Below are 24,422 nucleotides of genomic sequence, written 5' to 3'. Positions count from 1 at the left end.
GTCAGTCTTTGTCGACCGCGGCGTGGTTCGCGTCGCCGAACATATTCGACCATTCCTTGTCATCGAGCGTCTGGTGGCGGCCGATGTATTTCGCCGGAGCCTTCAGATCCTCACGGGCCATCGCCCGCGCAACCGCGGGCCGTTCGCGGATCCGTTCGAACCAGCCGCGCATCGCGGGCCATTCGTCAAGTCCCATCCCCATGACGAACGCCGAAGCGCGGCCGGGCCAGATCGCGATGTCGGCAATCGTATAGTCCTCGCCCCCAACATAGGCGCTTTTCTCCAGCCGCTTTTCGAGCACGGTGAGAAGGCGTTTCAGTTCCTTCGTATAGCGTTCGACCGCATAATCCTGCCCGGCCGGAGCATAGCGCAGGAAATGGCTCGCCTGCCCGCCCATCGGCCCGAGCCCCGCGACCTGCCAGGTCAGCCACGACAGCGCCGCGGCGCGCGCCGCGCCCGATGCGGGCAGGAAACGACCGCTCTTCTCGGCGAGATATTGCAGGATCGCGCCCGATTCAAAAACGGTCACCGGGTCGCCGCCTTCCGCCGGATCGAGGTCGACGATCGCGGGCAGCTTGTGGTTCGGATTGATCCGCCCGAACGCGGGCGCCAGCTGGTCGCCGTCGAAGATGTCATAGGGAATGACGCGATAGGGCGCGCCGATCTCTTCGAGCATGATCGCGATCTTCTGCCCGTTCGGGGTCGCCGAATAATGAAGGTCGATCATTTCACAATATCTCGTGGATCACGTGGCGCACCCCGAAATCGGTGCGTTCGCCGACTCCAACCGCGAGTACACCGTTCAGCCAGCCATGTTTCGCGCTCGCGGTTTCGAACACCGGGGCGATTCGCAGATAATATCGCGACGGGTCTACGTCGGGTGCGGCCGGATCGGCAAAGGCGGCGCGCACATCGTCGGGAATGATGTTGCGGCCGGTATAGCTCAGGTAAATGAGTGCGCCATCGTCGGTCTGCCACACCGCGCGGGCGTCGAATGTACCGACCGAGGCTGCGTCGCCAAGCCGCCCGCTGCGCGACCAGTTGCCGCCGCCGGGTAGGACTATGCCGTTGATCCGCGGTCCGAAAAACCGGCCGCCGCTGATATAGCCAAGCCGCTGATCGCCGAACGGCGAAGCGCCGATCGCGATCAGCCCTCCCCCGACCTCGAACTCGACGGTGCACAGATGGCGGGTCGCCAGCGCCGTCGACGCCGCATGCTGATTTTCTTCGTTCATGGCACGAATCCTCCTTCAACCTATAGACAAGCATAAAACCATTAGTATACTAAGGGTCAATCAGATTGACGGATCGGAAAGCCTTCCGGGACCGGCGACATACACTCAATGGGAGGGTGAACATGAAGGCTCGTAACCAGTTTCTGCTGTCCGGCGTCGCGACGATCGCGATGCTTGCAACCGCCGCGCCGGCCATGGCGCAGGCGGCCGCGGATGACTCTGCTACAGTAGACGACAGCAACACGAACGAAATCATCGTCACCGCGCAGAAGCGCGAGCAGAATCTGCAGGACGTGCCGATCTCGATGGAGGTCGTCAGCGGCGAAAGGCTCGACGATTTCAACTCGAACGACATCAAATCGGTGATGAACTACACGCCGAACGTCTTCGTCCAGTCGACCGCCGGTAACGACGTCATCTATATTCGCGGTTTCGGTTCGCCGCCGGCGAACTTCGCCTTCGACCAGTCGGTCTCGCTCTATGTCGATGGCGTCTATGCCGGCCGTTCGCGCCAGGCGCAGGCGCCCTTCTTCGACCTCGCGCGCGTCGAGGTGCTCCGCGGCCCGCAGGGCGCGCTGTTCGGCAAGAATACCGCCGCCGGCGCGGTCAGCGTCGTGTCGGCGGGGCCGACCAAGGACTTTGAAGGCAAGATCACCGCCAATTATAATTTCGATTTCAAGGGCACCGATTTCTCGGGCTATCTCGCGGGGCCGATCACCGACACGCTCGGCGCGCGCCTCGCCATGAAAGTCGTCAACCAGGACGGCTATATCCGCAACCTCGCAACCGATCACGACGACCCTGAGGTCAAGCAGCAGCTGCTGCGCCTGACGCTCCGGTGGGAGCCCTCGTCGAACTTCGATTATACCGCGAAGGTCGAATATGCGAACCGCGACGTCATCGGCGGCATCACCGTATCGAGCCCGCTGACCAGCGGGCAGGATCCACAGCGCACCCGCTTTCTTGAAAAATCGGCGCTCGGCAACGAAGGCATGAAGACCAAGTCGATCATGGTCTCGGGCACCGGCAACCTGTCGATCGGCGACTATACGCTGACCTCGGTCACGGGTTACAGCTGGTTCAACGCCAATATCGTCAACGGCTTCGACCAGACGATCCCGAACAGCGGCGGCGCCCACACCAATAATTCGGTGTACAACAGCTTCCCCGAACGGTTCGAGCAGGTTTCGCAAGAACTGCGCATCCTGTCACCGACCGGGCGCACGTTCGAATTTGTCGCGGGCGCTTACTACGACCATTCGAAATACCGGCTCGACCAGCTGCAGGGCTTCAACATCCTGAACCTGTTCGGCAATCCCTATTTCGGCCGGATCGACAGCCGCTTCAACCAGACCGCCGAATCCTGGTCGGTCTTTGGCCAGGGCACGCTCAACCTGTCGGACGCCTTCCGCGTCATCGGCAGCCTGCGCTATTCGCACACCAGCAAGGATGGCGATTTCGCGTCGCGGCTCGTTTATGGCCCCTTCGCGATCCGTCCGATCTCGAGCGCCGTGGGTTCGATCAGCGAGGGCAATGTCGATCCGTCGGCGACGATCCAGTACGACATCACGCCGCGCATCATGGCTTACGCCACCTATGGCCGCGGGTCGAAATCGGGCGGCTTCGTCTCGAACACGCTGGGCACCACCAACCCCACCTTCACCTTCAAACCCGAACGCTCGCGCAACTATGAAGCCGGCATCAAGTCGACGCTGTTCGATGGCAAGGTCGTCGCCAACGTCTCGGTCTATGACACGCAGTTCAAGAATCTGCAGGTTTCGGTCTATCAGCCCGCAACGTCGAGCTATCTGACCGGCAACGCCGCGAGTGCGACGTCGAAGGGGGTCGAGGGATCGCTGGCGCTCTATCTGTCGCCGAACTTCGACATCACCGGGTCGGCCGCCTATTCGGACATCAAATATGATGATTATCCGGGCGCGGCCTGCCTTGCCTCGCAGCCGGTGACCTGCCTGCCCGCGACCAACAACCTCGCCGGCTACCGCGTCGCTTATTCGTCCAAATACACGGGCAATATCTCGGCGCATGGCCGCTTCGATTTCGGCGACGACCTCAAGCTCGACATCACCGGCGTCGCCGCGGGCCGCTCCAAATATTTCAACTCGGACAACCAGAGCCCGATCTTCGGCGTGCAGAAGGGCTATGTGAAGCTCGACCTGCGCGTCCAGCTCGCCGATCAGGACGATCGCTGGTTCGTCGCCTTTGTCGGCAAGAACCTGACCAACGAGCTGACCACGGGCAGCGCGTTCAACCTGCCCGCGCCGATCACCGCGGCACCGCGCGCGATCCTGTATCTTGAGGCCCCGCGCAACCTGTCGATCGAGGCCGGGTTCAAATTCTGACGATGTCCCAGGGATCGGCCGCGGCAAGCATTACCATGCTGCCGCGATCGTGACCTGCATCAGGGCGCGAGGTGCGGCATGATCGACGTCTATTTCACCCCCACCCCGAACGGCCATAAAGTGTCGATCATGCTCGAAGAGACCGGGCTGCCGCACCGGTTGATCGCAATGAACATGCTCGACGGCGAGCATCTCACCCCCGAATATCGCCGCATCAACCCGAACGGCCGCCTGCCCGCGATCGTCGATCATGATCCGATCGGCGGCGGCGCGCCGCTACCCGTGTTCGAGTCCGGCGCGATCCTGCTCTATCTCGCCGAAAAAAGCAGCCAGCTGCTCCCCGAAAGCCCGAGGCGCCGCAGTCAGGCTCAGCAATGGCTGATGTGGCAGATGGCGAGTTTCGGCCCGATGCAAGGCCAGGCGCATCATTTCATCCGCTATGCGCCAGAGGGGCAGACCTACCCGGTCGAACGCTACCGCAACGAAACGCTGCGCCTGCTCCACGTCCTCAACGGGCGCCTCAGCGAAGCCGATTATCTGGCCGAGGAATATTCGATCGCCGACATCGCGTGCTGGCCGTGGACGCGCGCGATCCGCGCGATCGGGCTGACGCTGGGCGATTATCCCGCGGTCGCCGACTGGTTCGCGCGCATCGGTGAACGCCCCGCGGTGATCGCCGGCACCGACGTCAAGAACGCCGCGAACCTGTCGAGCGCGCGTCCGGCGCTGACCGAGGCGCAATGGTCGAATTTGTTCGGGAAGAATATGCTGGAAGCGCCGAGGCGCTGAACCACGCCCTATGTTTCGTCATTCCCGCGAAAGCGGCAACCCAGTAGCGACGGTTGCTCGCTGGGTTGCCGCTTTCGCGGGAATGACGAATGGGTGAGTCATACGGTATCGGCATGCCCCCACTGATACTCGACCCTGCCATCCAGCCGCCGCACTGCAACCCAGTCGCCGCCCGCGAGGCTGTCGTCCTCGATCAAGGCGGCAACACCCTCGGCGATGTCTTCGGGCCGGCACGCCTCATTGTTCGCAAGCACCGTCTTCATCCATTCGGACTTGCCGCCCGCGCCGGTCGTGTCGAGGATCGGCGTATCGACCAGCCCCGGCAACATGCCCGCGACACGGACATTGCATTCGTCCTTGAGCGGCGCACAGCAGCGCGTGAACATCATCACCGCCGCCTTGGTCGTTGCGTACATCGCATCGTAGAAACCGGTGCCCAGCGCGACCGTCGAAACGGTATTGATGATCACGCCGCCGCCGCGTTTTCGCATCGCCTGCATCGCGATCTGGGTAGCGGCGACGAGCGAGGTGATATTGACGTCGATGATCCAGCGGATCCGCGCGGCATCGACATCGGGGAATTGCGGCAAGCCCGACACGACGCCCGCATTGTTGTGCAGGATGTCGACGTCGCCATGCGCGCGGAACCACGCTTCGGTCGCCGCGATGTCGGAGAGGTCGAGCCGGTGGACGCTTGCGCGCGCACCCGCAGCCTCGACCAGCCGCGCGGTTTCCGCAAGACCCGCTGCGTTGACGTCGACCAGCGCGATCTCCGCCGCGCCGCGCGCCGCCAACATCACCGCGGTGGCGCGGCCGATGCCGCCCGCCGAACCCGTCACGATGGCGGTCTTGCCGTTGATCTCCATGCTCTTCTCTCCCGTCGATCTTGCCGTTACCGTAAAGCACATTGACAGATAAACTTAAATACCTAAGTATTTTTGGAACGGGAAGACTCGTACGTTTTTGGAGAGTGTGATGACAGAGGCTACAGCCCTCGATGGAGGCGCCGCAGCGTCCGACAGCGGCCTTGCCGTGCGCCGCAACGTCGCACTTGCCATGCTGTTCGTGGTCGGCACGATCAACTTCGTCGACCGCCAATTGCTGTCGGTACTCGTCGAGCCGATCCGCGCCGAGATGCAGTTCAGCGATACCCAGTTCGGGCTGCTCACCGGCCTCGCCTTCGCGCTTTTCTATGCCGCGATGGGGGTCCCCGTCGCGATGGTCGCCGACCGCTGGAACCGCATCAAGCTGATCGGCATCGCGTGCGTCGTGTGGAGCGGCTTCACGGCCGCGTGCGGCATGGTGTCGAACTTCTGGCAGCTTGCAGCGATGCGTTTCGGGGTCGGCGCGGGCGAAGCCGGCGGCACCGCGCCGTCGCTTTCGGTCATCGCCGACCTTTATCCGCCCGCGCAGCGCCCGCTCGCAATCGGTCTTTTCACGCTGAACGGCCCGTTCGGCGTTTTCGTCGGTGCGGCCTTCGGCGCGTGGGCGGCCGCCAATATCGGCTGGCGCAACGCCTTCGTCGTCATCGGCCTTGTCGGTATCCTCGTCGCGCCTTTGCTCATCTGGCTGGTCCGCGAACCCGCGCGCGGCCAGATGGACCTGCACAAGCCCGCCGACGAGGTCGTGCCGTTCAGCCAGAGCCTCGCAATGTTCATCCGCCGCCCGTCGCTGCGCATGGTGATGATCGGCAGCGGGCTTGCCGCCTTTGTCAGCTACGGCATGCTCAACTGGATCCCCGCCTTCCTGATGCGCACGCAGAAGATGCCATTGGAAGCGATGGCGACCTGGTTCGCGCCCGCCGCGGGCATCACCTTCGGCATCGGCATCCTCGGCGGCGGCTGGCTCGTCAGCCACCGCGCGAAGCATTCGGCGCGCGCCTATGGCATCATCCCCGCGCTCGCGACCGCGGTGCTGATCCCGACTTTCATCGCGGCGCTGCTTGTCGACACCTGGCAGCTCTCGCTCGCGCTGATGCTGATCCCGATGGCGGCGTGTACCGCCTATGTCGCGCCGGCGCTCGCGCTGGTGCAGAATCTCACCCCGCCGCGCAGCCGCGCGACCGCCGCCGCGGTGCTGATGCTGATGTTCAACATCGTCGGCCTCGGCCTCGGTCCGCTGTTCGCCGGGATCGTCAGCGACGCGCTCAAGCCCGAGCATGGCGTCGACAGCCTGCGCTGGGCGCTGATGGCGCTGATGCCCTTCGCTGCCGCCGCGGGCATCGCGCAATATGCGATGACGCGGCACCTCGAGAAGGATTTTGCCGAGTGACCGAGGTCGCCGGCAAAACCGCCTTCATCACCGGCGGCGCGAGCGGGCTTGGTTTCGCCACGGCACGCGCGCTCGCCGCCAGGGGCGCAGCGGTGATCCTCGCCGACATCGACGCCGCGCGCGTCGAGGAAGCCGCCGCCACCTTGCGCGGCGAAGGCGCCAACGCGCTCGGCATCCAGCTCGACGTCACCAGCGAGGAAAGCTGGGCTGAAGCGGGCGCGAAAGCGCGCGAATTCGGTCCGGTGCGTATCCTGTTCAGCAATGCCGGGGTCGGCGGCGGATCGGGACCCTTCGAGCAATATGACACCGACGTCTGGCGCTGGAACTACGCCGTCAACGCGCACGCGCATCTTTACGCCTGTCGCACCTTCCTCGGCGACATGAAGGCGAGCGGCGAGGCGTCGCACCTCGTCATCACCTCATCGATGGTCGCGATCGTGCCGCCGCCGATTTCGGTCGCCTATATCAGCTCCAAATATGCGACGCTCGGCATTGCGATGGCGCTGCGCAACGAGCTGGCGGGGACCTGCGTCGATATTTCGGTGCTGATGCCCGGCATGTCGGCGACGCGGATCGTTGAGACGACGCGCGACCTGCGCCCCGTCGAGGTCGAAGTCGGCAAGGCTGCAGCGACGAGCCAGGCGATGCAGGGCGTGCTCGCGAGCGGCATGGCGCCGGACAAGATCGGCGCGCGCGTCGTGGAGGCGATCGAAGCCGGCGAATATTGGATCTTCACCCACCCCGAATGGAAGGCGATGACCGAACTGGTGACGCAGGACATGCTGTCGTCCTTCGGCCCCTCGGCCGATCCCGCGTATAAGGGCGACGACATCGACGGACTGATCGCCGCGAACGGCGGCCGCATGTTCGGCGCCAAGGTTTAAGGAGAGTATTCATGGCAGAGCAGGACGATATTCGCGCGATGGCGCAGCGCTTTTTCGACGCGATCGAGGCGGGCGACATCGAGACGATGCAGGGCAGCTTCACCCCCGATGCCGAAATCTGGCACAACACCGACGAGTTGATCGTCACCCCCGCGCAGACCGCGGCGACGCTGGCCGGCATGGTCGCGCGGATCAAGGACCGCGAATATGCCGAGCGCCGGCTGACGACTTTCCCCGGCGGCTTCGTCCAGCAGCACGTCCTGAAGGGCAAGCGCGTTCATGATGACGGCGAGGTCCGCCTGCCCTGCGCGATCGTCTGCAAGGTCGAGGGCGGCAAGATCACGCGGCTCGACGAATATTTCGACAGCGCGCACGTTGCCGAATTCCGCAAATTCGCGAACGCCTGAGGAGTTAAGCCATGCCCGTCCTGCGCCAGGTTCCCCGCTCCGAAGTCACCGATGAAACCGTCACCGCCTATTACAACCGCCTGTTCGGCGACCGCGACCCGGTCGCCGAACCCGGCACCGCGACCGGCACGCCGGGCGACTGGTGGACGGTCTTCGCGCTCGCACCCGACATCTTCAAACATGCGGTCGACGGTTTCGCGGTTTACCGCCACCCGGCGCGCAAGATCGATCCGGTGCTCCGCGAACTCGGCCAGACCCGCGCGGGCTGGGTCAAGGGCAGCCAGTTCGTCTTTTCGCAGCATTGCAAATCGCTGCGCGGGCTTGGCGTCAGCGAGGAGAAAATCGCGGGCATCGCCTATTGGCAGGTCGCCGACTGCTACAACGAGCGGGAACGCACGGTGCTCGCCTATGCCGACTGCCTCGCGCAAGCCGGCGGACGCGTCCCGCTCGAGGTCTTCGACAAGCTCAAGACCTTCTGGGACGACGAGCAGATTTTCGAATTCACCTACATCACCTGCCTCTACGACATGCATGCGGTGATCACGCGCGCACTGCGCATGGAGTTCGACGCGCGCGAGGACCCGATCGTCGAAGTTGCCGCGCCCGAAGGCTTCAGCGCCGCCGACTTCCTCAGCGCGCCGCGTCCCGCAAACGGATGAGCGGTTACGGGCCGCCCGAAGTCTTCGCGACGGGGCTGGGCTTTCCCGAGGGCCCGGTACCGATGGCGGACGGATCGGTGCTGCTCGTCGAGATCGCGCGCGGCACGCTCACGCGCGTTGCGCCCGATGGCAGCCTGTCGGTGGTTGCCGAGCTTGGCGGCGGACCGAACGGGCTCGCGATCGGTCCCGACGGCGCGGCCTATGTCTGCAACAACGGCGGCTTCGCGTGGATCGAGGCGGGCGGCCTGCTTTTCCCCGGCCATGCCGCGAACGCCGAAGCCTGCGGATCGATCCAGCGCGTCGACCTGACGACCGGCGCGGTGACGACGCTCTACGACGGCTTCGAGGGCGAGCGGCTCAAGGGGCCGAACGACATCGTCTTCGACGCGAGCCAAGGGAATGGGGGCGGCTTCTGGTTCACCGACCATGGGCAGGTTCGGCCCACCGGCCGCGACCATGGCGCGATCTATCACGCCGCCGCCGACGGATCGCGGATCACCCGTCAGCGCGCTGAGATGATCGGTCCCAACGGCATCGGCCTCTCGCCCGACGGCAAGACGCTCTATGTCAGCGAAACGATGACCGCGCGCGTCTGGGCGATGGACGTGATCGCGCCGGGCGAACTGGCGCCGCCGCCGCCATGGGCGCCCGGTCGCTTCGTCGGCACTCCGCCCGCCTTCCGCCTGCTCGACAGCCTCGCGGTCGAGGAGAGCGGGCGCATCTGCGTCGGCACGATGGTCGAGGGCGGGATCACGATCTTCGACCCGGAAGGCGGCGGCTCGGAATTCATGCCGCTGCCCGACATCGGCGTCACCAATATCGCCTTTGGCGGTGCCGACCGGTACGATGCCTATATCACCGCTTCGACCACCGGTGTGCTCTATCGTGTCCGCTGGCCGCGCGCGGGGCTGAAATTGCATTAATCGTCAACTTAATTGACGATTTGCTCCTTTGATGCTAGAAGAGACTTAAGAAAGAGGATGGGCATGAAATTTTATAACTCCATCGGCCCCAACCCGCGCGTCGTGACCCTGTTCATGGCCGAAAAATGTATCGAGATCCCGCAGGTCACGGTCGATCTACGCGGCGGCGAGAACCGGCGCGCGCCCTATAATGTCGATGTGAACCCGGCGGGACAGACCCCGGCGCTCGAACTCGACGACGGCAGCGTCCTCTGCGAAATCACCGCGATCTGCGAATATCTCGAGGAACGCTTCCCCGAAACGCCGTTGATCGGCACGACCGCGGAGGAACGCGCGAACACCCGCATGTGGACACGCCGCGTCGACATCAAGATTTGCGAGCCGCTGACCAACGGCTTCCGTTTTGCCGAGGGCCTGCCGTTGTTCGAGACGCGCATGCGCTGCCTGCCCGAAGCCGCGGCGGGGCTGAAAGCGGTCGCGCAGGACGGGATCGCATGGCTCGACCCGCCGATCGCGGACCGCGAATTTATCGCGGGCGATACCCTGTCGCTCGCCGACCTGGTGCTCTTTGCTTTCCTCGATTTCGGGGCCTCGGTGGGTCAACCGCTCGACCCCGCCTTCACCAACGTCCAGCGCTGGTACGAGCGGATGAAAAGCCGCCCCAGCGCGAACCCGAACTGAGTTACAGAACAGGAGACGGATCATGGCTGCAACCAACAAAGAATTCGAATTCTGCGGGGTCAATCACCTCGCACTCGTATGCAAGGATATGGCGCGGACGGTCGAATTCTACCGCGACACGCTCGGCATGCCGCTGCTGAAGACGCTCGACCTGCCGGGCGGTCGCGGCCAGCATTTCTTCTTCGACATCGGCAATGGCGACAGTCTCGCTTTCTTCTGGTTTCCGAACGCGCCCGAAGCGGTCCCCGGCATTTCGGCGCCCGAGGCGCTACCGACGCGGGGTAATTTCATGTCGGCGCACGGATCGATGAACCACATCGCGATCAATGTCCGCGCCGAAAAATTCGACGAATATTACCAGCGGCTGGTCGACAAGGGGGTCGAGGTCACCCCGATCCTCAACCACGACAATTCGCCGACCCAGTCGTCGCCCGAGATGAACGACGATGTCTATGTCCGCTCGGTCTATTTCTTCGACCCCGACGGCGTCTGCCTCGAATTCGCGGCGTGGACCAAGATATTCGACGAAAGCGACGTCGCGCACGATCCAGTCCAGGCCGACGGCACCAAGCGCGAAGGCTTCATCACCGGCCGCACGACGGTGCCCGCCGAATAGAAATTCCCAAGGTACCAATGGGAACTCCTCCTGGACCCGGCTTCGGCCGGGTTCTTTTTTGGCAATCCGGGGAATGCGGGTTTCGACCGGAAGCTGCCCCATTTATCATCGTCACCCCGGACTTGACCCGGGGTCCACGACTTCAGCGCCGCGGTGGATCCCGGATCAAGTCCGGGATGACGAACGGGAGGAATGGCAGCCTCATACCGAAACAGTCCTCCCGACTACCCCACCGCCCGGTCGCGCCCTTCCCAATAGGGCGCGCGCAATTCGCGGCGCAACACCTTACCCGACGGGTTGCGCGGCAGCGCTTCGATGAACTCGACGCTTTTGGGGATCTTGTACGCCGCGATCCGTTCGCGCGCCCAGGCGACGATGTCGGCGGGGTCGAGCGTCGTGCCCGCCGCGGGCACGATCAGCGCCTTCACGCTTTCGCCCCATTTGTCGTCGGGCACGCCGATCACCGCAACGTCGGCGACCCCGGGACAGCCCATGATCGCGCTTTCGACCTCGGCCGGATAGACATTTTCGCCGCCCGACACGATCATGTCCTTGATCCGGTCGTGGACGAAATAAAAGCCATCGGCATCGCGATAGCCGACGTCGCCGGTGTGGAGCCAGCCGCCGGCGAGTGTCTCTTCGGTTGCGCTCGCGCGGTTCCAATATTCCTTCATGACGATGCCGCCGCGGATCGCGATCTCGCCGATCTCGCCCTCGCCAAGCTCGCTGCCATCGCCGCCCAGGATCGCCATCGCGGCGCCCGGCCAGGGCTTGCCGCACGAGGTGAGTTTGCCCGGCAGATCATGCGCGCTCGGCGACAGATACGACCCACCACCGCTTGACTCGGTCATGCCGTAGAATTGCACGAAGTCGCAGCCGAAGGTCGCGCGTGCGCGGCGCAGTACATCCTCGGCGATCGGCGACGCGCCATAGGCAATCGACTTGAGCGCGGGATACGCCCCCTCGCCCGCCGCAGGTTGGAGCAGCATCATCTGGATCATCGCGGGCGCAAGGAAGGCGTGCGCGACATCCTCCTCGCGCATCATGCGGATCGCGTCGGCGGCGGTGAAATCCTTGACGAGGACCAGCCGCCCGCCCTGCGCCAGCCCCGAAAAGCTGACGTTCGTGCCCGCGACATGGAACAGCGGCATGACGATCATCACCGTCTCGTCCTCGCCATAGGCGAAACCATCGACCTCGGTCGCGGCTTCGAGGAAGCTGCGGTAATTGGCGTTGGTGAGCACGACACCTTTCGGCAGCCCGGTGGTGCCGCTGGTGTAGAGCTGGAGCACATCGTCGGTCAGTTGCGGGCGATCGGCGAGGGGTTCCGCAGCGGCGTCGCCAAGCCACGCGTCGAACGGCTCGAAAGCCGGATGCGCGCCATAGAGTGCGATGAGTCGCGGCGGCGCGGCAAGGTCGGCGACCGCGGCGAGCGCGCAGTCGAAGAAATCTTCGCCGACGAACAGCAGCTTCGGCCCCGCGTCGCCAAGGATGAAGCCGATCTCGGCGGGTGCGAGACGACAGTTGATCGGCGCGAAACAGGCGCGCGCCCGCGCCGTGCCAAAGAAGAGCGGATACCAGCTGTCGTGGTTCTTGGTCAGCGCCGATACGCGGTCGCCGGACCGCACACCCGCTGCGATCAGCGCATGTCCGACGCGGTTTGCTTGTGCATCGAGCTCGGCGAAACTCGTCTCGCGCTCGCCGAACTTCACTGCGGTCGCCTGTCCCCGCACGCGCGCCTGTGCCGCCGGAATATCCGCCAGCGTCCGGATGGCCTCCAGATCGATCATTTTACTCTCCCAATCGTCGTTTCGACTTGAATTAGATAGAATACTAAGCAAATGCTTGGCCAGCCCAAAAATCGAGAGGACAGGCCTTGTTCAACCACCCCATCCTGCCGACAACCATCGTTGGAAGCTACCCCCAGCCCGACTGGCTGATCGACCGCGAGCGGCTGAAGGCCAGCCTGCCCCCGCGCGTCCGTGCCGAGACGCTGTGGCGCATCCCCGAACCCTGGCTCGCCGATGCGCAGGAGGCCGCTACGCTGATGGCGATCCGCGACCAGGAGGAGCTGGGTATCGACATCGTCGGCGACGGCGAGATGCGCCGCGAAAGCTATTCGAACCGCCTCGCGACCGCGCTGTCGGGGATCGATCCCGACAAGCATGGCAGCGCGGTCGACCGCACCGGCAAGGCGAACCCGGTGCCGCTCGTCTCGGGCCCGATCCGCCGCGTCGCGCCGATCGAGGCGCAGGATGCCGCCTTCCTCCGCCGCCATTCGTCGCGCCCGGTGAAGCTCACCCTCCCCGGCCCGTTCACGATGACGCAGCAGGCCGAAAATGGCTGGTATCCCGACACCAAATCGCTCGCGATGGACTATGCCGACGCGGTGAATGCCGAGGTCAAGGATCTGTTCGCCGCGGGGGTCGACGTCGTCCAGCTCGACGAACCCTATCTGCAGGCGCGCGCGGACGACGCGCAATATTATGCGATCGAGGCAATCAACCGCGCATTGGACGGCGTCGACGGCACGACGGCGCTCCACATCTGTTTCGGCTATGCGATGGTCCACCACGGCGCGGGCTCGACCAAGCCGAAGCCGAAGGCGTACGACTTCCTCGCCGAACTCGAAGCCTCGGCGATCGACGTCATCTCGATCGAGGCGGCGCAGCCCGGCCTCGATCCCGCGATCCTCGCCGAGCTGCCGACGAAGACGATCATGTACGGCGTGCTCGACCTGTCGATCCCCGAGGTGGAAACCCCGGAAATTGTCGCGGGCCGCATTCGCGAGGCGCTGCGTTATGTCGATGCCGAACGTCTATGGATCGCGCCCGATTGCGGGATGAAATATCACAGCCGCGAACATTCGCAGGCGAAGTTGAAGGCGATGGTCGACGGCGCGGCGCTGGTGCGGGCAGGGTTGAAATAACCAAGCTCGTCATTCCCGCGAAAGCGGGAACCCAGCCCGCAACAGTGGTTCACTGGGTTCCCGCTTTCGCGGGAATGACGAAGGCTATTGATCCACAAACGCGCTCAGCAATCGCACCACCACTTCGGGCGCCTCGACCGTCGGCAAATGCCCCGCCCCGGCAACGATCTCCAGCCGCGCGCCGGGGATCGCATCCGCAATCTCGTCATGGTGCGCACGGGTAGTGATGCCGTCCTTTTCGCCCCATATCAGCAGCGTCGGGACCGCGATCTCGCCCAAGCGCGGCCGGCTATCGATCCGCGCCATGATTGCGTGCTGCTGTGCAAGGAAGGTTTCCGCACCGGTGTCCGACGCCATCTGCCGCGCGATGCCGAGCAGGCGCGCGTCGTTTCGCTTGTCCTCGGGGAAGAGGATCGGGATACGCTCCTCGACCACCTGGTCGAACTGGCCGCTTTCGACGAGGTCGATATAGCCCTGCCGCCGCGCGGTCTGCGCCGGGCCGTCGGCCGACGCGAGGGTCGAAATCAGCGCGAGCTTCGCGACGCGTTCGGGCGCGCGGCGCATCACCTCGAACGCGACGAAGCCGCCCATCGCATGGCCGATCAGCACGAACTTCGGCGGCGCGCTATCGAGCAGGCGCTGCGCGAAGCCGGTGATCGTGTCGTCGCTCTGGTTGTCGGCGACGACGACAGTGCGAGCCGCCCATGCGTCAAGCAGCGGCTGCCACACCGCGTCGGTCAAAAGCTGGCCGGTAATCAGAACAATGGGAAGCGACATTAGACCACCTGATGCAAAAGCGCCTCGCCCGCGGCGAGACGGCGAATATTTTCGTGCGCAACCGTCAGGCTGCGCATCAGCGTTTCGGGCGTCAGCCACGCGATATGCGGCGCGAGCACCGCATTGGGCTGGTCGAGCAGCGGATGGCCGGGCGGCAAAGGCTCTGCGGCGAAGACGTCGAGCCCGGCGCCGCGCAAATGCCCCGACGCCAGCGCGCCGACCAACCGCACTTCATCGACCAGCTCGCCGCGCGCCGTGTTCACCAGCACCGCGCCCGGCTTCATCGCGAACGGATCGATGAGCCCGCGCGTCTCGTCGGTCAGCGGGACGTGCAACGATACAATGTCGGCTTCGGCAACCAGCCGGTCGAGCGGCCAATATTCATACGGCACATCGCGCGCGCCGCGCGCCGTATAAACGACCTTCGCCCCCAGCGCCGCGAGCACCGGTGCGAGCAACTGCGCCGAATGGCCGAAGCCGACCAGCCCGATGGTGCGGCCGCCGATCTCGCCGACACTGTCGAGTTCGGACGGATCGGCGGTCCACCCCTCGCTCGCACGGGTACGCGCGTCGAAAAAGCAGGTCCGACGCAGCACCGCCATCATCAGCGACAACGCCATTTCGGCGACCGCCTGGCTGTTGGTGCCGGGCATGTTGCAGACGGCGACGTTATGTTCGCGCGCGGCGTCGAGCGCGATCGTGTTCACCCCGACGCCGAGTTTCTGGATCAGCTTCAGCTTCGGCGCCGAAGCGATGAATTCGGGCGTCACCGGGGTCAGCACATGGAGCAATGCGGTGATCGCGGGCGCAACGTCATCGAGCGGCTGAGCCTCGTCGACATGCGTCACCACGCCGGGACCGAAGATCGCGTCGACGGCCTCGCGGAAGCCGGGACTCGGGCGCGCGTGAAGCACGATCATGCCTGCACCGCCCCGACCGAACCGGCGAAGGCCGAGAAGCCCGCGAACACAGCGTCGCCGCCCATCGCTTCCTCGATGCGCAGCATCTCGTTCCACTTCGCCATGCGCTCGGAGCGCGTAAAGCTGCCGACCTTGAGCTGCCCGGCGTCCCACCCCGTCGCCAGATGCGCGACCGTGACATCCTCGCTCTCGCCCGAGCGCGCCGAGACGATCGCGCCCCAGCCGCGCCGGATCGCGGCGTCGAGCGCCGCCTTCGCCTCGGTTACCGTGCCGACCTGATTGACCTTGATCAGCGCCGCATTGCACACCGCCGCCTCGCCGGCGCGCGCCACGCGCTCGGCATTGGTCACGAGCACGTCGTCGCCGATGATCTGGACCTTGTCGCCGATCGCCGCGGTGACCGCCGCCATTGTCGCCCAATCGTCCTGCCCCGCCGGATCCTCGACCGACAGGATCGGATAGAGCTTCGTCCACTCGACGATCCGCGCCGCCATTTCCTCGCCCGACAACCGTCGGTCGTCGAGCGCGAGATGATAGCCATCGGCATCGCCAAGCTCGTTCGCGGCGATGTCGAGCGAGATGAACACCTCCTCGCCCGCGCGGTGCCCACTCGCCTCGATCGCGCGCGTCAGCGTATCGAGCGCGTCCTCGTTCGATGTGAAATTGGGCCACCAGCCGCCCTCGTCGGCGACTCCGGAGAGCGGACCCTTCGCTTCCATCAGCCGGCCCGCGGCGCGATAGACGTCGTCGGTGATCTCGAGCGCGCGGCGGAAGCTTCCCGCCTTTGGGCACATCACCATGAAATCCTGCACGTCAGTACGCCGTCCGGCGTGCGCGCCGCCGCCAAAAATCTGGATCTCGGGGAGCGGCACGCGCACCTTGCGGCCTTCCGCCAGATAACGCCACAGCGGCTCATGCGCGTGCGCGGCGGCGGCGTGCAGCACCGCCATCGACACAGCGACCACCGCATTCGCGCCGAGCCGCGCCTTGTTCGGCGTGCCGTCGAGCGCACACAGCGCGGCATCGACCGCCGCCTGATCGCGCGCATCCATGCCGGTCAGCACCGGGGCGATCTCTGCCCCAATGCCTGCGACCGCGCCGTTGACACCGAAGCCGCCGAAAGCCGCGCCACCGTCGCGCAGGTCGACCGCCTCATGCGCGCCGCGCGACGCGCCGGCGGGAGCGATGGCGCGCCCAATGGCTCCCGACTCCAGGACGACCTCGGCCTCGACGGTAGGCCGGCCCCGCGAATCCCAGAGCTGTCGACCGGTGACGGAGGCGATACGCGAGGTCATGCAAGGATCCTTTTCCAGTTGGCGACGAGCGCGTCGATGGGCTGCGGCGCGACGATCAACGCCCGCGCCTGTTCGCGCACGATATGTTTGTGTTCGGGGTCGGTGAGATAGGGCGCGGGCGACTTGCCCTCGACGCGCGCGAGCAGCAGCGCGGCGGTGAGTTTGCCCGCGCGCAGCAAGAGGCCATCGGCATCTTCCCAGTCGATACCCGCGCTATAAGCCACGACCAGCGCGGCCGCCGCCTCACCCAGCCGCGCGTCGGCGAGCCACACCGCTTTCAGCAGCAAATGGGTAGTGCAAAAGGCCAGATCGAAGGCCGGATCGCCATAAACGGCGCATTCGGCGTCGAGGAAAACCGGCCCATCGGCGCCGACGAGGATATTCTTCGGACTGACGTCGCCATGGACGAGCGCAATCTTGCACGCGACGAGGTCGTCGGCGAGCGCGTAGAGCGCCGGTGCGAGTTCGGGTTCCCTTTGCGCGACGTACAGGAGAAACGGATCGACACGTAGCGCGCGAAACATCGCGTCGGTCGGAAAGGCATCACGGTCGGCGGTGTCGTTCGCGGTCGCGGCATGGACGGCCGCGATCCCGCGTCCGACAGCCGCAGCGAAATCCGCGTCGACGCGCCCCGCGATCAGCTCATCCTTCCACACCGGACAGCCCGGCAGGAAACGCATTGCGAAACCATATCCGGGCAATTCGGCCAGCACCTCGGGCGCGAGGCGCGCATCGACGCCGCGTGCGCGCCGGAGCCAGCGGACCTCGCTCGCGCCCCGCTCGATCGGCGCGTGCCATTCGGCGGCGACGCGCAGCTGTTCGAGCGGCCGCTTGACGACGATCGGACCGCCGGGGGTCTCGACCTTCCAGACGTCGCACGACACGCCGCCGGTCAACGGCTCGAGGGCGACGTCGCCCGCCCCGATCAGGCCGGCGCCGCGCAATCCGTCGATGATGTCGGCGTCGGCCTCACCCACTTACAATTTCTCCCGGATCCACGCCCCGACGAGGTCGGCGGCATTCTGGCGCTCTTGAATCGAATCCTCGAAATAATGCGCGCCAGGGATCAGTTCGATCTTCTTGTCCTTGCTGCCCAGAAAGTCGAATATCTTGCGTGCATCGCTCGGAAAGACGCCGGTGTCGGCCGTCCCCTGCACGACCAGCGCGGGCGTGTCATGCTTGGCAAGATGCGGCTCGCCCTGGCACGGCGAGGTTTCGAGGCTCCACATGTTGAGCCACGTCTTGATCGTGTTGGCGCGGCCGATGCTCGGCGTGCGGTTCGCGACCGCCGGATCGCCGCGATAGCACCAGTTGGGTTTGCGGTCCGACGGGTCGATCGCGGGATCGACGCAGCGAATGTCGCCCCAACAGCGGAACATCGGGAAAATCCGGTCGGGAATCCCGGCATCGTTGAGCCGCTTCAACTCGGCTTTCGCCCAATCGGTGATACGCTGGTTGCGCGCGCGCTGACCGGCGCGATATTTGGCGATGAAGGCATCCGAATAGGGCGGGCCGTTAGCGGAGTTGAACGGGTCGAGTTCGGGGTCGGTAGCGATCGGGTCATTTTCGTCGATCACCGATGCGTCCATCCAGTCGGTCAGCACTTCGGGCCGCCCCTGGTGCGCGTTGAACGAGATATAGAGGTCGCCCTTGATGAGCTGCGCGAGCGCATCCTGCCCCGCCGACGGCAACCGGTCGGTGAGCGTCGGCGCGATCGCTTCGGCCTGGTAGGCGCCCATCAAGGATCCGCCGCCCGAATTGCCGAGGATGACGATCTGCTCGACCCCGGCTTCTTCCTTGAGCCAGCGCATGCCGACGCCGATGTCGAGTAGCGCATGTTCGAGCAGGAACTGGTCCTCGAACCCGCGATAGCGCGTGTTCCAGCCGAGAAAGCCGAAGCCCTGCCGCGCGAACCAGGGCGCGATATAATGTTCCTTGAAATCGACGTTATAATGGGTGGCGATGATCGCGATCTTCGGGCGCTTGCCACTTTGCGTCCAGTAAATCCCCTGGCACGGATGCCCGCCCGCGTGGATGCGCGGCGCGGTCGGCGACACGCGGCCGATGAATTGCGCGTCCAGTCCTTCGATCCCGTTCGGATCCATCATCGTCTCTCCTGTTTGTCGATTATCTGATTTAACGCGTGGCCTCGAAGGGCAGTTTATAACCCTCCAACCCTGCACGGATCGCCTTCTTGTCGATCTTGCCCGTCGGCCCGAGCGGGATTTCGTCGACGAAGAGCACATCGTCGGGCATCCACCAGCGGGCGATCTTGCCGTCGAGCCAGGTTTTGAGGTCATCGGCACAGGCGCTCGACCCGGCCTTGAGCTGGCACAGCAGGATCGGCCGCTCATCCCATTTGGGATGTGCAACGCCGACCACCGCCGCATTGGCGACCGCGGCATGCCCCATCGCGATATTCTCGATCTCGATCGAACTGATCCATTCGCCGCCCGACTTGACCACATCCTTGGCGCGGTCGGTGATCTGCATATAGCCCTCGGCGTCGATCGTGCTGACGTCGCCGGTGTCGAAAAAGCCCTCGCCGTCGAGCACGTCGCCGCCCTCGCCGCCATAATAGCCGCGCGCGATCGTCGGGCCCTTGATCATCAGCCGCCCCGGAGTCTTGCCGTCGTGCGGCACGCGGCTCCCCGCATCGTCGACCAGCTTCATTTCCAGTCCACACAGGAGGCGCCCCTGTTTGAGCTTATACGCCATCTGCGCATCATCGGGCTTCGCCGCGATCGCCGCATTGGGCACCGACACCGTGCCGAGCGGCGAGGTTTCGGTCATGCCCCAGCCCTGGATGACGTCGACGCCATAATCGTCGCGGAAGGCGCGGATGATCGATTCGGGGCACGCCGACCCGCCGATGGTGACGCGTTCCAAGGTCGAGAAGCGCTTCCCGTTTTCCTGCATATAGGTGAGCAGCATCTGCCACACGGTCGGCACTGCTGCGGAGTAAGTAACGCCTTCGTCTTCGATCAGATTGTAGATCGATTCGCCGTCCATCCGCTGCCCCGGCAGCACCAGTTTGGCGCCGACCGCGGGCGCTGAATAGACGACACCCCAGGCGTTGGCGTGATACATCGGCACGACGAGCAGCACGGTATCGCGCGCCGACAGCGCAAGCGCATCGCGCTGCAGCGTCATCAGCGCGTGGAGATAGTTCGAGCGGTGCGAATAGAGCACGCCCTTCGGATTTCCGGTGGTTCCCGACGTATAGCAAAGCCCGCACGCGGCATTTTCATCGAAGCCACCCCAGGCATATTCGGCGGGCTGCCCTGCGATCCAGTCATCGAAAGCGACGACTTCGAAGCTGGTTTGCGGCATCGAGGCCCGGTCGCAAAAGAAGATGACCTTCTCGATTGACGGCGCTTGCGGCAGCAGCTCCTCGACGAGATCGGCGGTCGCGGGATCGGCGATCAGCAGCCGGTCGCCCGCATGGTTCGCGATATAGGCGATCTGTTCGAGGAAGAGCCGCGGGTTCAAGGTATGGAGCACCGCGCCCATCCCGGCGGCCCCATACCAGGCCGCAAGGTGCCGCGTGCCATTCCATGCCAGCGTCGCGACACGGTCTCCCGGCTTCACGCCCTCCGCCGCCAGCGCATTCGACACGCGCTTCGCATCGGCGTGGATGTCGGCATAGGTTGAACGCATGACGCGCCCCTCGGCATCGCGCGACACCACTTCGCGTCCGCCATGCCAGTTCGCCGCATGGTCGATGATCCGATCGACCGTCAGCGGCACATTCTGCATCAACCCATCCATATGGCGCGCCTCTCCCTGCGTCTTGCTAGAAAGATAGTATACTAAGCATTTTATCTTTGCAACGCCACTCTGCCTTGCTTCGCCCGCACCGCTCTTCTAGCGTGGCGGTGCCGGCGGACCGCCGGCGACAGGGGTATAACGTCAGCGTCCTATGCGCACCAACCAGCTTATCATCGCCCTTTTCCAGCGTTTTTGCTGGCTCGACGAGGGGTTGCAGGCGCGGCTGCACGATCGCGGCTGGCCCGACATCAGCCGGCCGCAATCGATGGTGATGACCAATATCGTCAGCGGCATCGTCCGCCCGTCCGACATCGCCCGCAACCTGGGCATATCGCGGCAGGCGATCCACAGCACCATCAACCAGATGGTGAAGCTCGGCATGGTCAAGCTCGACCCCGATCCCGACGATCGCCGCCACATGATCGTATCGCTGACCGAAACCGGCGCCCGGATGCGCCAGGATGCCCAGCGCGCGATGGATGCGCTGGCCGATCAACTGGCCGAGAGACTGGGCAAGGAGCGGTTCGACGCGCTGCTCGCCACGCTCGAGGCCGATTGGGGCGACAATATCGAACCGAAGTCCGCCTAGGCGGCAATTGCCCCGGCGACCTTGACCAGCCGCGCCGCCGTCATCCCGATCAGCGTCGCGGGCAGCGCTTCCTTCAACGCGCCATCTTCGTCGAAAGCGGCATGGGCATTGGGGACCAGCACCTGTTCGGGGATGACCAGCATCTGGATCGTCGCGAGGATCTGGCGCAGGTGCATCAGCCCGCGCAGGCCGCCGAACGGACTGATCGAGGCCGACATGATCGCGGCCGCTTTTCCGCGATAGGCGCTGAGCGCGACGAGCGATTCCTCGCCGGTCGGGCGCGAGGCCCAATCGATCGCATTCTTCAGCAGCGGCGAAACCGAGCCATTATATTCGGGCGACACGAACAACAGACCGTCCTGCGCGGCGAACAGCTGCTTCAACCGTTGCGCGTCGGCGGGAAAGGCCTCGGCCTCCAGCGCCGCCGAATAGAGCGGCAGGTCGAAGGTCGCGAGATCGACGTCAGCGACGATCGCACCCTGCGCCTCCAGCGCCTTGATCGCGAGACTCCCAAGCGCACGATTGAACGACCCCTCGCGCGTGCTTCCAACGATAACTGCAATCTTGGCCAATTTTGTCCCTCCCGGATAATTGATTAGAATACTAACCTATTATCCGGTGCGACCGCAACTCCCCATGGCGGCTGCTACGCCTTGACGTCGGACAGGACCGAAAGCTTTGCGGTTTCATCGGCCAGATTGTCGATTACGCGCCGCATCAGCAACTGCAGCGTCTCGACCTCCGCATCGGTCATCCCGCGGGTCGCGACCTCGTGCACCTCGGCGTTCATCGGGGCGAGTATCAGTTCGAGCTTTTTCGCATGCGGCGTCAGATGGATGAAGGTCTTGCGACGATCGTCCGACGTCTTCTTGCGCGTGATGAACCCCGCCTTTTCAAGGCCCTTCAGCGCAACGACCGTCGTCGGCTCGCGCATTCCGACCCGTTCGCTGAGCTCGCGCTGCGTTATGCCGTCCTCGCGCCATAGTTGGCGCAGGAAGCGCCATTGCCCTGCCGACACGTCATGCTTCAGCGTCCCGCGCTCGAGCAGGCGCGAAAAGGACCGGAAAACAATGCGGGCGAGATAGCCGATGCTGTTTTCGGGATCGGTGTAATATTCGGCCGGGTGCCGAAAGACCTGGTTCTTTTTCGCCAACGAATTTTCCCCTTTGTCCGAACCTTAGAGCCCTATGATTCGCCCGGCAATATCCTTCGGTGCATCCATATCATTGCGCACAGGCATTTTTCTATATACTTAGAATACTAAGCCAATGGAAAGATCGATGGAAAAATTCACACGCCTCACCGCCGTCGCGGCGCCGCTGCCGCTCGCCAATGTCGACACCGACATGATCATTCCCGCACAATATATGAAGGCACTCTCGCGCAGCGGGCTCGGCCGTCACCTGTTCCAGGAGCTTCGCTATACGATGGACGGGGCCGAGCGCGGCGACTTCATCCTGAACCATAACGCGGGCCGCACCGCACGGATCCTGATCGCCGACCGCAATTTCGGCTGCGGCTCGTCGCGCGAGCATGCCATATGGGCGCTTACTGACTTTGGTATCCGCTGTGTCGTCGCCCCCAGTTTCGGCGACATATTTTCGAACAATGCGCGCAAGAACGGGCTGCTCCTGATCCGCCTGCCCGACGACGTCTGCGTTCGGCTGCGCGAAGCGGTTGCACTGGCGCAGTTCGCGCCGATGACCGTCGACCTCGCCGAGCAGCGGATCACACTCGCTTCGGGCGAGAGCATCGCGTTCGACGTCGACCCCGACGACCGGCGAACCCTTATCGAAGGGCTCGACGACATCGACCGCACGATGCGGCACGAAGCCGCGATCGCGCGCTTCGAGGCAAGCTTCTAATCGAGGTTCGCCGGATCGGCGATGCACCCTGCAATCGCGCTTGCGGTCGCCAGCGCCGGACTCATTAGATGCGTTCGTCCGCCCCGCCCCTGCCGGTTCTCGAAATTGCGGTTCGACGTCGCGGCGCAGCGCTCGCCGGGCAGCAGCCGGTCGGCGTTCATGCCGACGCACATCGAACATCCGGGCTCGCGCCAGTCGAACCCCGCGGCGCGCAAGATCGTATCGATCCCTTCGGCCTCGGCCTGCCGCTTGACCAGCCCGGACCCCGGCACCACGATCGCCCGGATATGCGGTGCGACCCGGCGGCCGCGCACGATCGCCGCCGCGACGCGCAGATCCTCGATCCGGCTGTTGGTGCAGCTGCCGATGAACACGCGGTCGAGCCGCGTACCGGCGATCGGCTGCCCGGCGACAAGGGCCATATAGGACAGCGCCCGTTCGGCCGCGGCGCGCGCTTCTGGACTTGCCAGCGTACCGGGATCGGGAATGCGGCCGCCGATACCGACAACCTGTGACGGGTTCGTTCCCCAACTGACCATCGGTCCGACATCGGCGGCGTCGATCCGCCATTCGCGATCGAACACTGCCCCGGCGTCGGTCGTCAGCGCGCGCCAGCGTATCAGCGCCGCGTCCCATGCCTCGCCCTCGGGCGCTGCGGGACGCCCCTTCACATAGGCAAAGGTCGCCTCATCGGGCGCGATCAGGCCGGCGCGCGCGCCCATCTCGATGCTGAGGTTGCACAGCGTCATGCGCGCCTCCATCGACAGCGCACGGACCGCCGGCCCGGCATATTCGATGACATGGCCGGTAGCGCCGTCTACCCCGATCACCGCGAGCAAATGCAGCGCAAGGTCCTTCGCATGAACATGCGGGGCGAGCCGCCCCTCCACGCCGATGCGCATGTTGCGCGACCGACGCTGGCGGATCGTCTGGGTCGCCAGCACATGTTCGACCTCCGACGTGCCGATCCCGAAAGCGAGCGCGCCGAAAGCGCCATGGGTCGAGGTGTGGCTGTCGCCGCAAACGATCGTCATTCCGGGCTGCGAACGCCCTTGTTCGGGGCCGACCACGTGCACGATACCGCCGCGCGGGTCGCCCATCGGGAAATTCTCGACCCCGAAATGCCGCGTGTTGGCCACCAGCGCCTCAAGCTGCGCCCGCGCCTCGACATCGGCGACGCCTGCCGGTCCGGCCGCCTGCCCGATCGTCGGCACATTATGGTCCGACAGCGCCAGCGCGCGCTCGGGACGCCGCACCGCCCGCCCCGCCGCGGCTAGCCCCGCGAAAGCTTGCGGCGAGGTGACCTCGTGGAGCAGGTGCAGGTCGACATAGAGCAGCGTCTCGCCATCGTCGTCGGCGACGGCGTGGGCATCCCAAATCTTGTCATGGAGCGTGCGCGGGATTGGCCGCGTCATTCGACCGTCACTCTCGTCGCCATTCGCAATTTTCGG

The 24,422-nt window shown here is 64.9% G+C and carries 25 protein-coding genes; 12 read left to right on the top strand and 13 right to left on the bottom strand.

All coding sequences use genetic code 11. The features are described 5' to 3' along the window. Position 1 precedes the first annotated feature (1 nt). Together V6M50_RS19220 and V6M50_RS19215 are read right to left on the bottom strand one after the other, a co-directional pair. Complete coding sequence (locus tag V6M50_RS19220) at positions 2-727, bottom strand: glutathione binding-like protein (RefSeq protein WP_332820192.1); 726 nt, start codon at positions 725-727, stop codon at positions 2-4. Position 728: 1 nt separating this feature from the next. Then, on the bottom strand, positions 729-1,235 hold the full coding sequence (locus tag V6M50_RS19215; RefSeq protein ID WP_332820191.1) for a DUF3237 domain-containing protein: 507 nt from the start codon (positions 1,233-1,235) through the stop codon (positions 729-731). Between the two features lie 122 nt (positions 1,236-1,357). Here V6M50_RS19215 and V6M50_RS19210 point away from each other — a divergent pair, with 122 nt between their 5' ends. Beyond that, a complete protein-coding gene (locus tag V6M50_RS19210) occupies positions 1,358-3,595 on the top strand; it encodes a TonB-dependent receptor (RefSeq protein ID WP_332820190.1) in 2,238 nt (745 codons plus the stop codon). A gap of 78 nt (positions 3,596-3,673) precedes the next feature. Further along, a complete protein-coding gene (locus V6M50_RS19205) occupies positions 3,674-4,384 on the top strand; it encodes a glutathione S-transferase N-terminal domain-containing protein (protein WP_332820189.1) in 711 nt (236 codons plus the stop codon). A 98-nt stretch (positions 4,385-4,482) separates the two neighbouring features. Here V6M50_RS19205 and V6M50_RS19200 read toward each other — a convergent pair whose 3' ends face one another. After that, positions 4,483-5,250: an SDR family NAD(P)-dependent oxidoreductase gene (locus V6M50_RS19200; RefSeq protein WP_332820188.1), complete on the bottom strand. Its 768-nt coding sequence runs from the start codon at positions 5,248-5,250 to the stop codon at positions 4,483-4,485. 109 nt (positions 5,251-5,359) lie between these two features. Between V6M50_RS19200 and V6M50_RS19195 the strand changes: the two genes are divergently transcribed. The 7 genes from V6M50_RS19195 to V6M50_RS19165 all read left to right on the top strand — a co-directional run bounded on the left by V6M50_RS19195 (position 5,360) and on the right by V6M50_RS19165 (position 10,825). Then, positions 5,360-6,655, top strand: a complete 1,296-nt coding sequence (locus tag V6M50_RS19195; RefSeq protein WP_332820187.1) for a spinster family MFS transporter — start codon at positions 5,360-5,362, stop codon at positions 6,653-6,655. Continuing rightward, positions 6,652-7,539, top strand: a complete 888-nt coding sequence (locus V6M50_RS19190; RefSeq protein ID WP_332820186.1) for an SDR family NAD(P)-dependent oxidoreductase — start codon at positions 6,652-6,654, stop codon at positions 7,537-7,539. Before V6M50_RS19195 ends, V6M50_RS19190 begins: the two co-directional genes overlap by 4 nt. 11 nt (positions 7,540-7,550) lie before the next feature. Next, a complete protein-coding gene (locus V6M50_RS19185; protein WP_332820185.1) occupies positions 7,551-7,946 on the top strand; it encodes a nuclear transport factor 2 family protein in 396 nt (131 codons plus the stop codon). Between the two features lie 11 nt (positions 7,947-7,957). After that, the gene (locus tag V6M50_RS19180; protein WP_332820184.1) at positions 7,958-8,605 is read left to right on the top strand and encodes a carboxymuconolactone decarboxylase family protein; all 648 of its coding nucleotides are present in this window, start codon (positions 7,958-7,960) and stop codon (positions 8,603-8,605) included. Continuing rightward, complete coding sequence (locus V6M50_RS19175; protein WP_332820183.1) at positions 8,602-9,528, top strand: SMP-30/gluconolactonase/LRE family protein; 927 nt, start codon at positions 8,602-8,604, stop codon at positions 9,526-9,528. Before V6M50_RS19180 ends, V6M50_RS19175 begins: the two co-directional genes overlap by 4 nt. A 63-nt stretch (positions 9,529-9,591) precedes the next feature. Beyond that, entirely contained in the window at positions 9,592-10,209 is a 618-nt protein-coding gene (locus V6M50_RS19170) for a glutathione S-transferase family protein (RefSeq protein ID WP_332820182.1), read from the top strand. A 22-nt stretch (positions 10,210-10,231) separates the two neighbouring features. Continuing rightward, the gene (locus V6M50_RS19165; RefSeq protein ID WP_332820181.1) at positions 10,232-10,825 is read left to right on the top strand and encodes a VOC family protein; all 594 of its coding nucleotides are present in this window, start codon (positions 10,232-10,234) and stop codon (positions 10,823-10,825) included. A 224-nt stretch (positions 10,826-11,049) separates the two neighbouring features. On the opposite strand, the gene V6M50_RS19160 is transcribed toward V6M50_RS19165, so the two are convergent. Beyond that, complete coding sequence (locus V6M50_RS19160) at positions 11,050-12,615, bottom strand: long-chain-fatty-acid--CoA ligase (protein WP_332820180.1); 1,566 nt, start codon at positions 12,613-12,615, stop codon at positions 11,050-11,052. A gap of 86 nt (positions 12,616-12,701) precedes the next feature. Between V6M50_RS19160 and V6M50_RS19155 the strand changes: the two genes are divergently transcribed. After that, positions 12,702-13,754: a cobalamin-independent methionine synthase II family protein gene (locus tag V6M50_RS19155; RefSeq protein WP_332820179.1), complete on the top strand. Its 1,053-nt coding sequence runs from the start codon at positions 12,702-12,704 to the stop codon at positions 13,752-13,754. 84 nt (positions 13,755-13,838) lie between these two features. Here the strand turns inward: V6M50_RS19155 and V6M50_RS19150 are convergent, their stop codons facing one another. The 6 genes from V6M50_RS19150 to V6M50_RS19125 are packed head-to-tail and all read right to left on the bottom strand — an operon-like array spanning position 13,839 to position 20,517. Further along, entirely contained in the window at positions 13,839-14,531 is a 693-nt protein-coding gene (locus V6M50_RS19150) for an alpha/beta fold hydrolase (RefSeq protein ID WP_332820178.1), read from the bottom strand. After that, positions 14,531-15,451 carry an NAD(P)-dependent oxidoreductase gene (locus tag V6M50_RS19145; protein ID WP_332820177.1) on the bottom strand — a complete coding sequence of 307 codons (921 nt, stop codon included), beginning with the start codon at positions 15,449-15,451 and terminating at the stop codon, positions 14,531-14,533. The genes V6M50_RS19150 and V6M50_RS19145 overlap by 1 nt, the downstream gene beginning before the upstream one ends. Beyond that, positions 15,448-16,746: a phosphopyruvate hydratase gene (eno, locus tag V6M50_RS19140; RefSeq protein WP_332820176.1), complete on the bottom strand. Its 1,299-nt coding sequence runs from the start codon at positions 16,744-16,746 to the stop codon at positions 15,448-15,450. The genes V6M50_RS19145 and eno overlap by 4 nt, the downstream gene beginning before the upstream one ends. Next, positions 16,743-17,723 (bottom strand): phosphotransferase family protein, encoded by a 981-nt coding sequence (locus V6M50_RS19135; protein ID WP_332820175.1) that lies wholly within the window; start codon positions 17,721-17,723, stop codon positions 16,743-16,745. The genes eno and V6M50_RS19135 overlap by 4 nt, the downstream gene beginning before the upstream one ends. Continuing rightward, complete coding sequence (locus V6M50_RS19130) at positions 17,724-18,854, bottom strand: alpha/beta hydrolase (RefSeq protein WP_332820174.1); 1,131 nt, start codon at positions 18,852-18,854, stop codon at positions 17,724-17,726. 28 nt (positions 18,855-18,882) lie between these two features. Continuing rightward, positions 18,883-20,517 (bottom strand): long-chain-fatty-acid--CoA ligase, encoded by a 1,635-nt coding sequence (locus V6M50_RS19125; protein WP_332820173.1) that lies wholly within the window; start codon positions 20,515-20,517, stop codon positions 18,883-18,885. Between the two features lie 151 nt (positions 20,518-20,668). Here V6M50_RS19125 and V6M50_RS19120 point away from each other — a divergent pair, with 151 nt between their 5' ends. After that, entirely contained in the window at positions 20,669-21,106 is a 438-nt protein-coding gene (locus V6M50_RS19120; RefSeq protein WP_332820172.1) for a MarR family winged helix-turn-helix transcriptional regulator, read from the top strand. On the opposite strand, the gene V6M50_RS19115 is transcribed toward V6M50_RS19120, so the two are convergent. Continuing rightward, positions 21,103-21,678, bottom strand: a complete 576-nt coding sequence (locus V6M50_RS19115; RefSeq protein ID WP_332820171.1) for an NADPH-dependent FMN reductase — start codon at positions 21,676-21,678, stop codon at positions 21,103-21,105. The genes V6M50_RS19120 and V6M50_RS19115 overlap by 4 nt on opposite strands. Before the next feature lie 74 nt (positions 21,679-21,752). Beyond that, positions 21,753-22,259: a MarR family winged helix-turn-helix transcriptional regulator gene (locus V6M50_RS19110; protein ID WP_332820170.1), complete on the bottom strand. Its 507-nt coding sequence runs from the start codon at positions 22,257-22,259 to the stop codon at positions 21,753-21,755. 127 nt (positions 22,260-22,386) lie between these two features. Here V6M50_RS19110 and leuD point away from each other — a divergent pair, with 127 nt between their 5' ends. Beyond that, the gene (gene leuD / locus V6M50_RS19105) at positions 22,387-22,971 is read left to right on the top strand and encodes a 3-isopropylmalate dehydratase small subunit (RefSeq protein WP_332820169.1); all 585 of its coding nucleotides are present in this window, start codon (positions 22,387-22,389) and stop codon (positions 22,969-22,971) included. On the opposite strand, the gene leuC is transcribed toward leuD, so the two are convergent. Then, positions 22,968-24,386, bottom strand: a complete 1,419-nt coding sequence (leuC, locus tag V6M50_RS19100) for a 3-isopropylmalate dehydratase large subunit (protein WP_332820168.1) — start codon at positions 24,384-24,386, stop codon at positions 22,968-22,970. The two genes, leuD and leuC, sit on opposite strands and share 4 nt — an antisense overlap. Positions 24,387-24,422 lie beyond the last annotated feature (36 nt).

This window comes from Sphingopyxis sp. (assembly GCF_036675685.1).
GTDB lineage: Bacteria > Pseudomonadota > Alphaproteobacteria > Sphingomonadales > Sphingomonadaceae > Sphingopyxis.
This window is presented reverse-complemented; position numbering and strand designations above follow the sequence as displayed.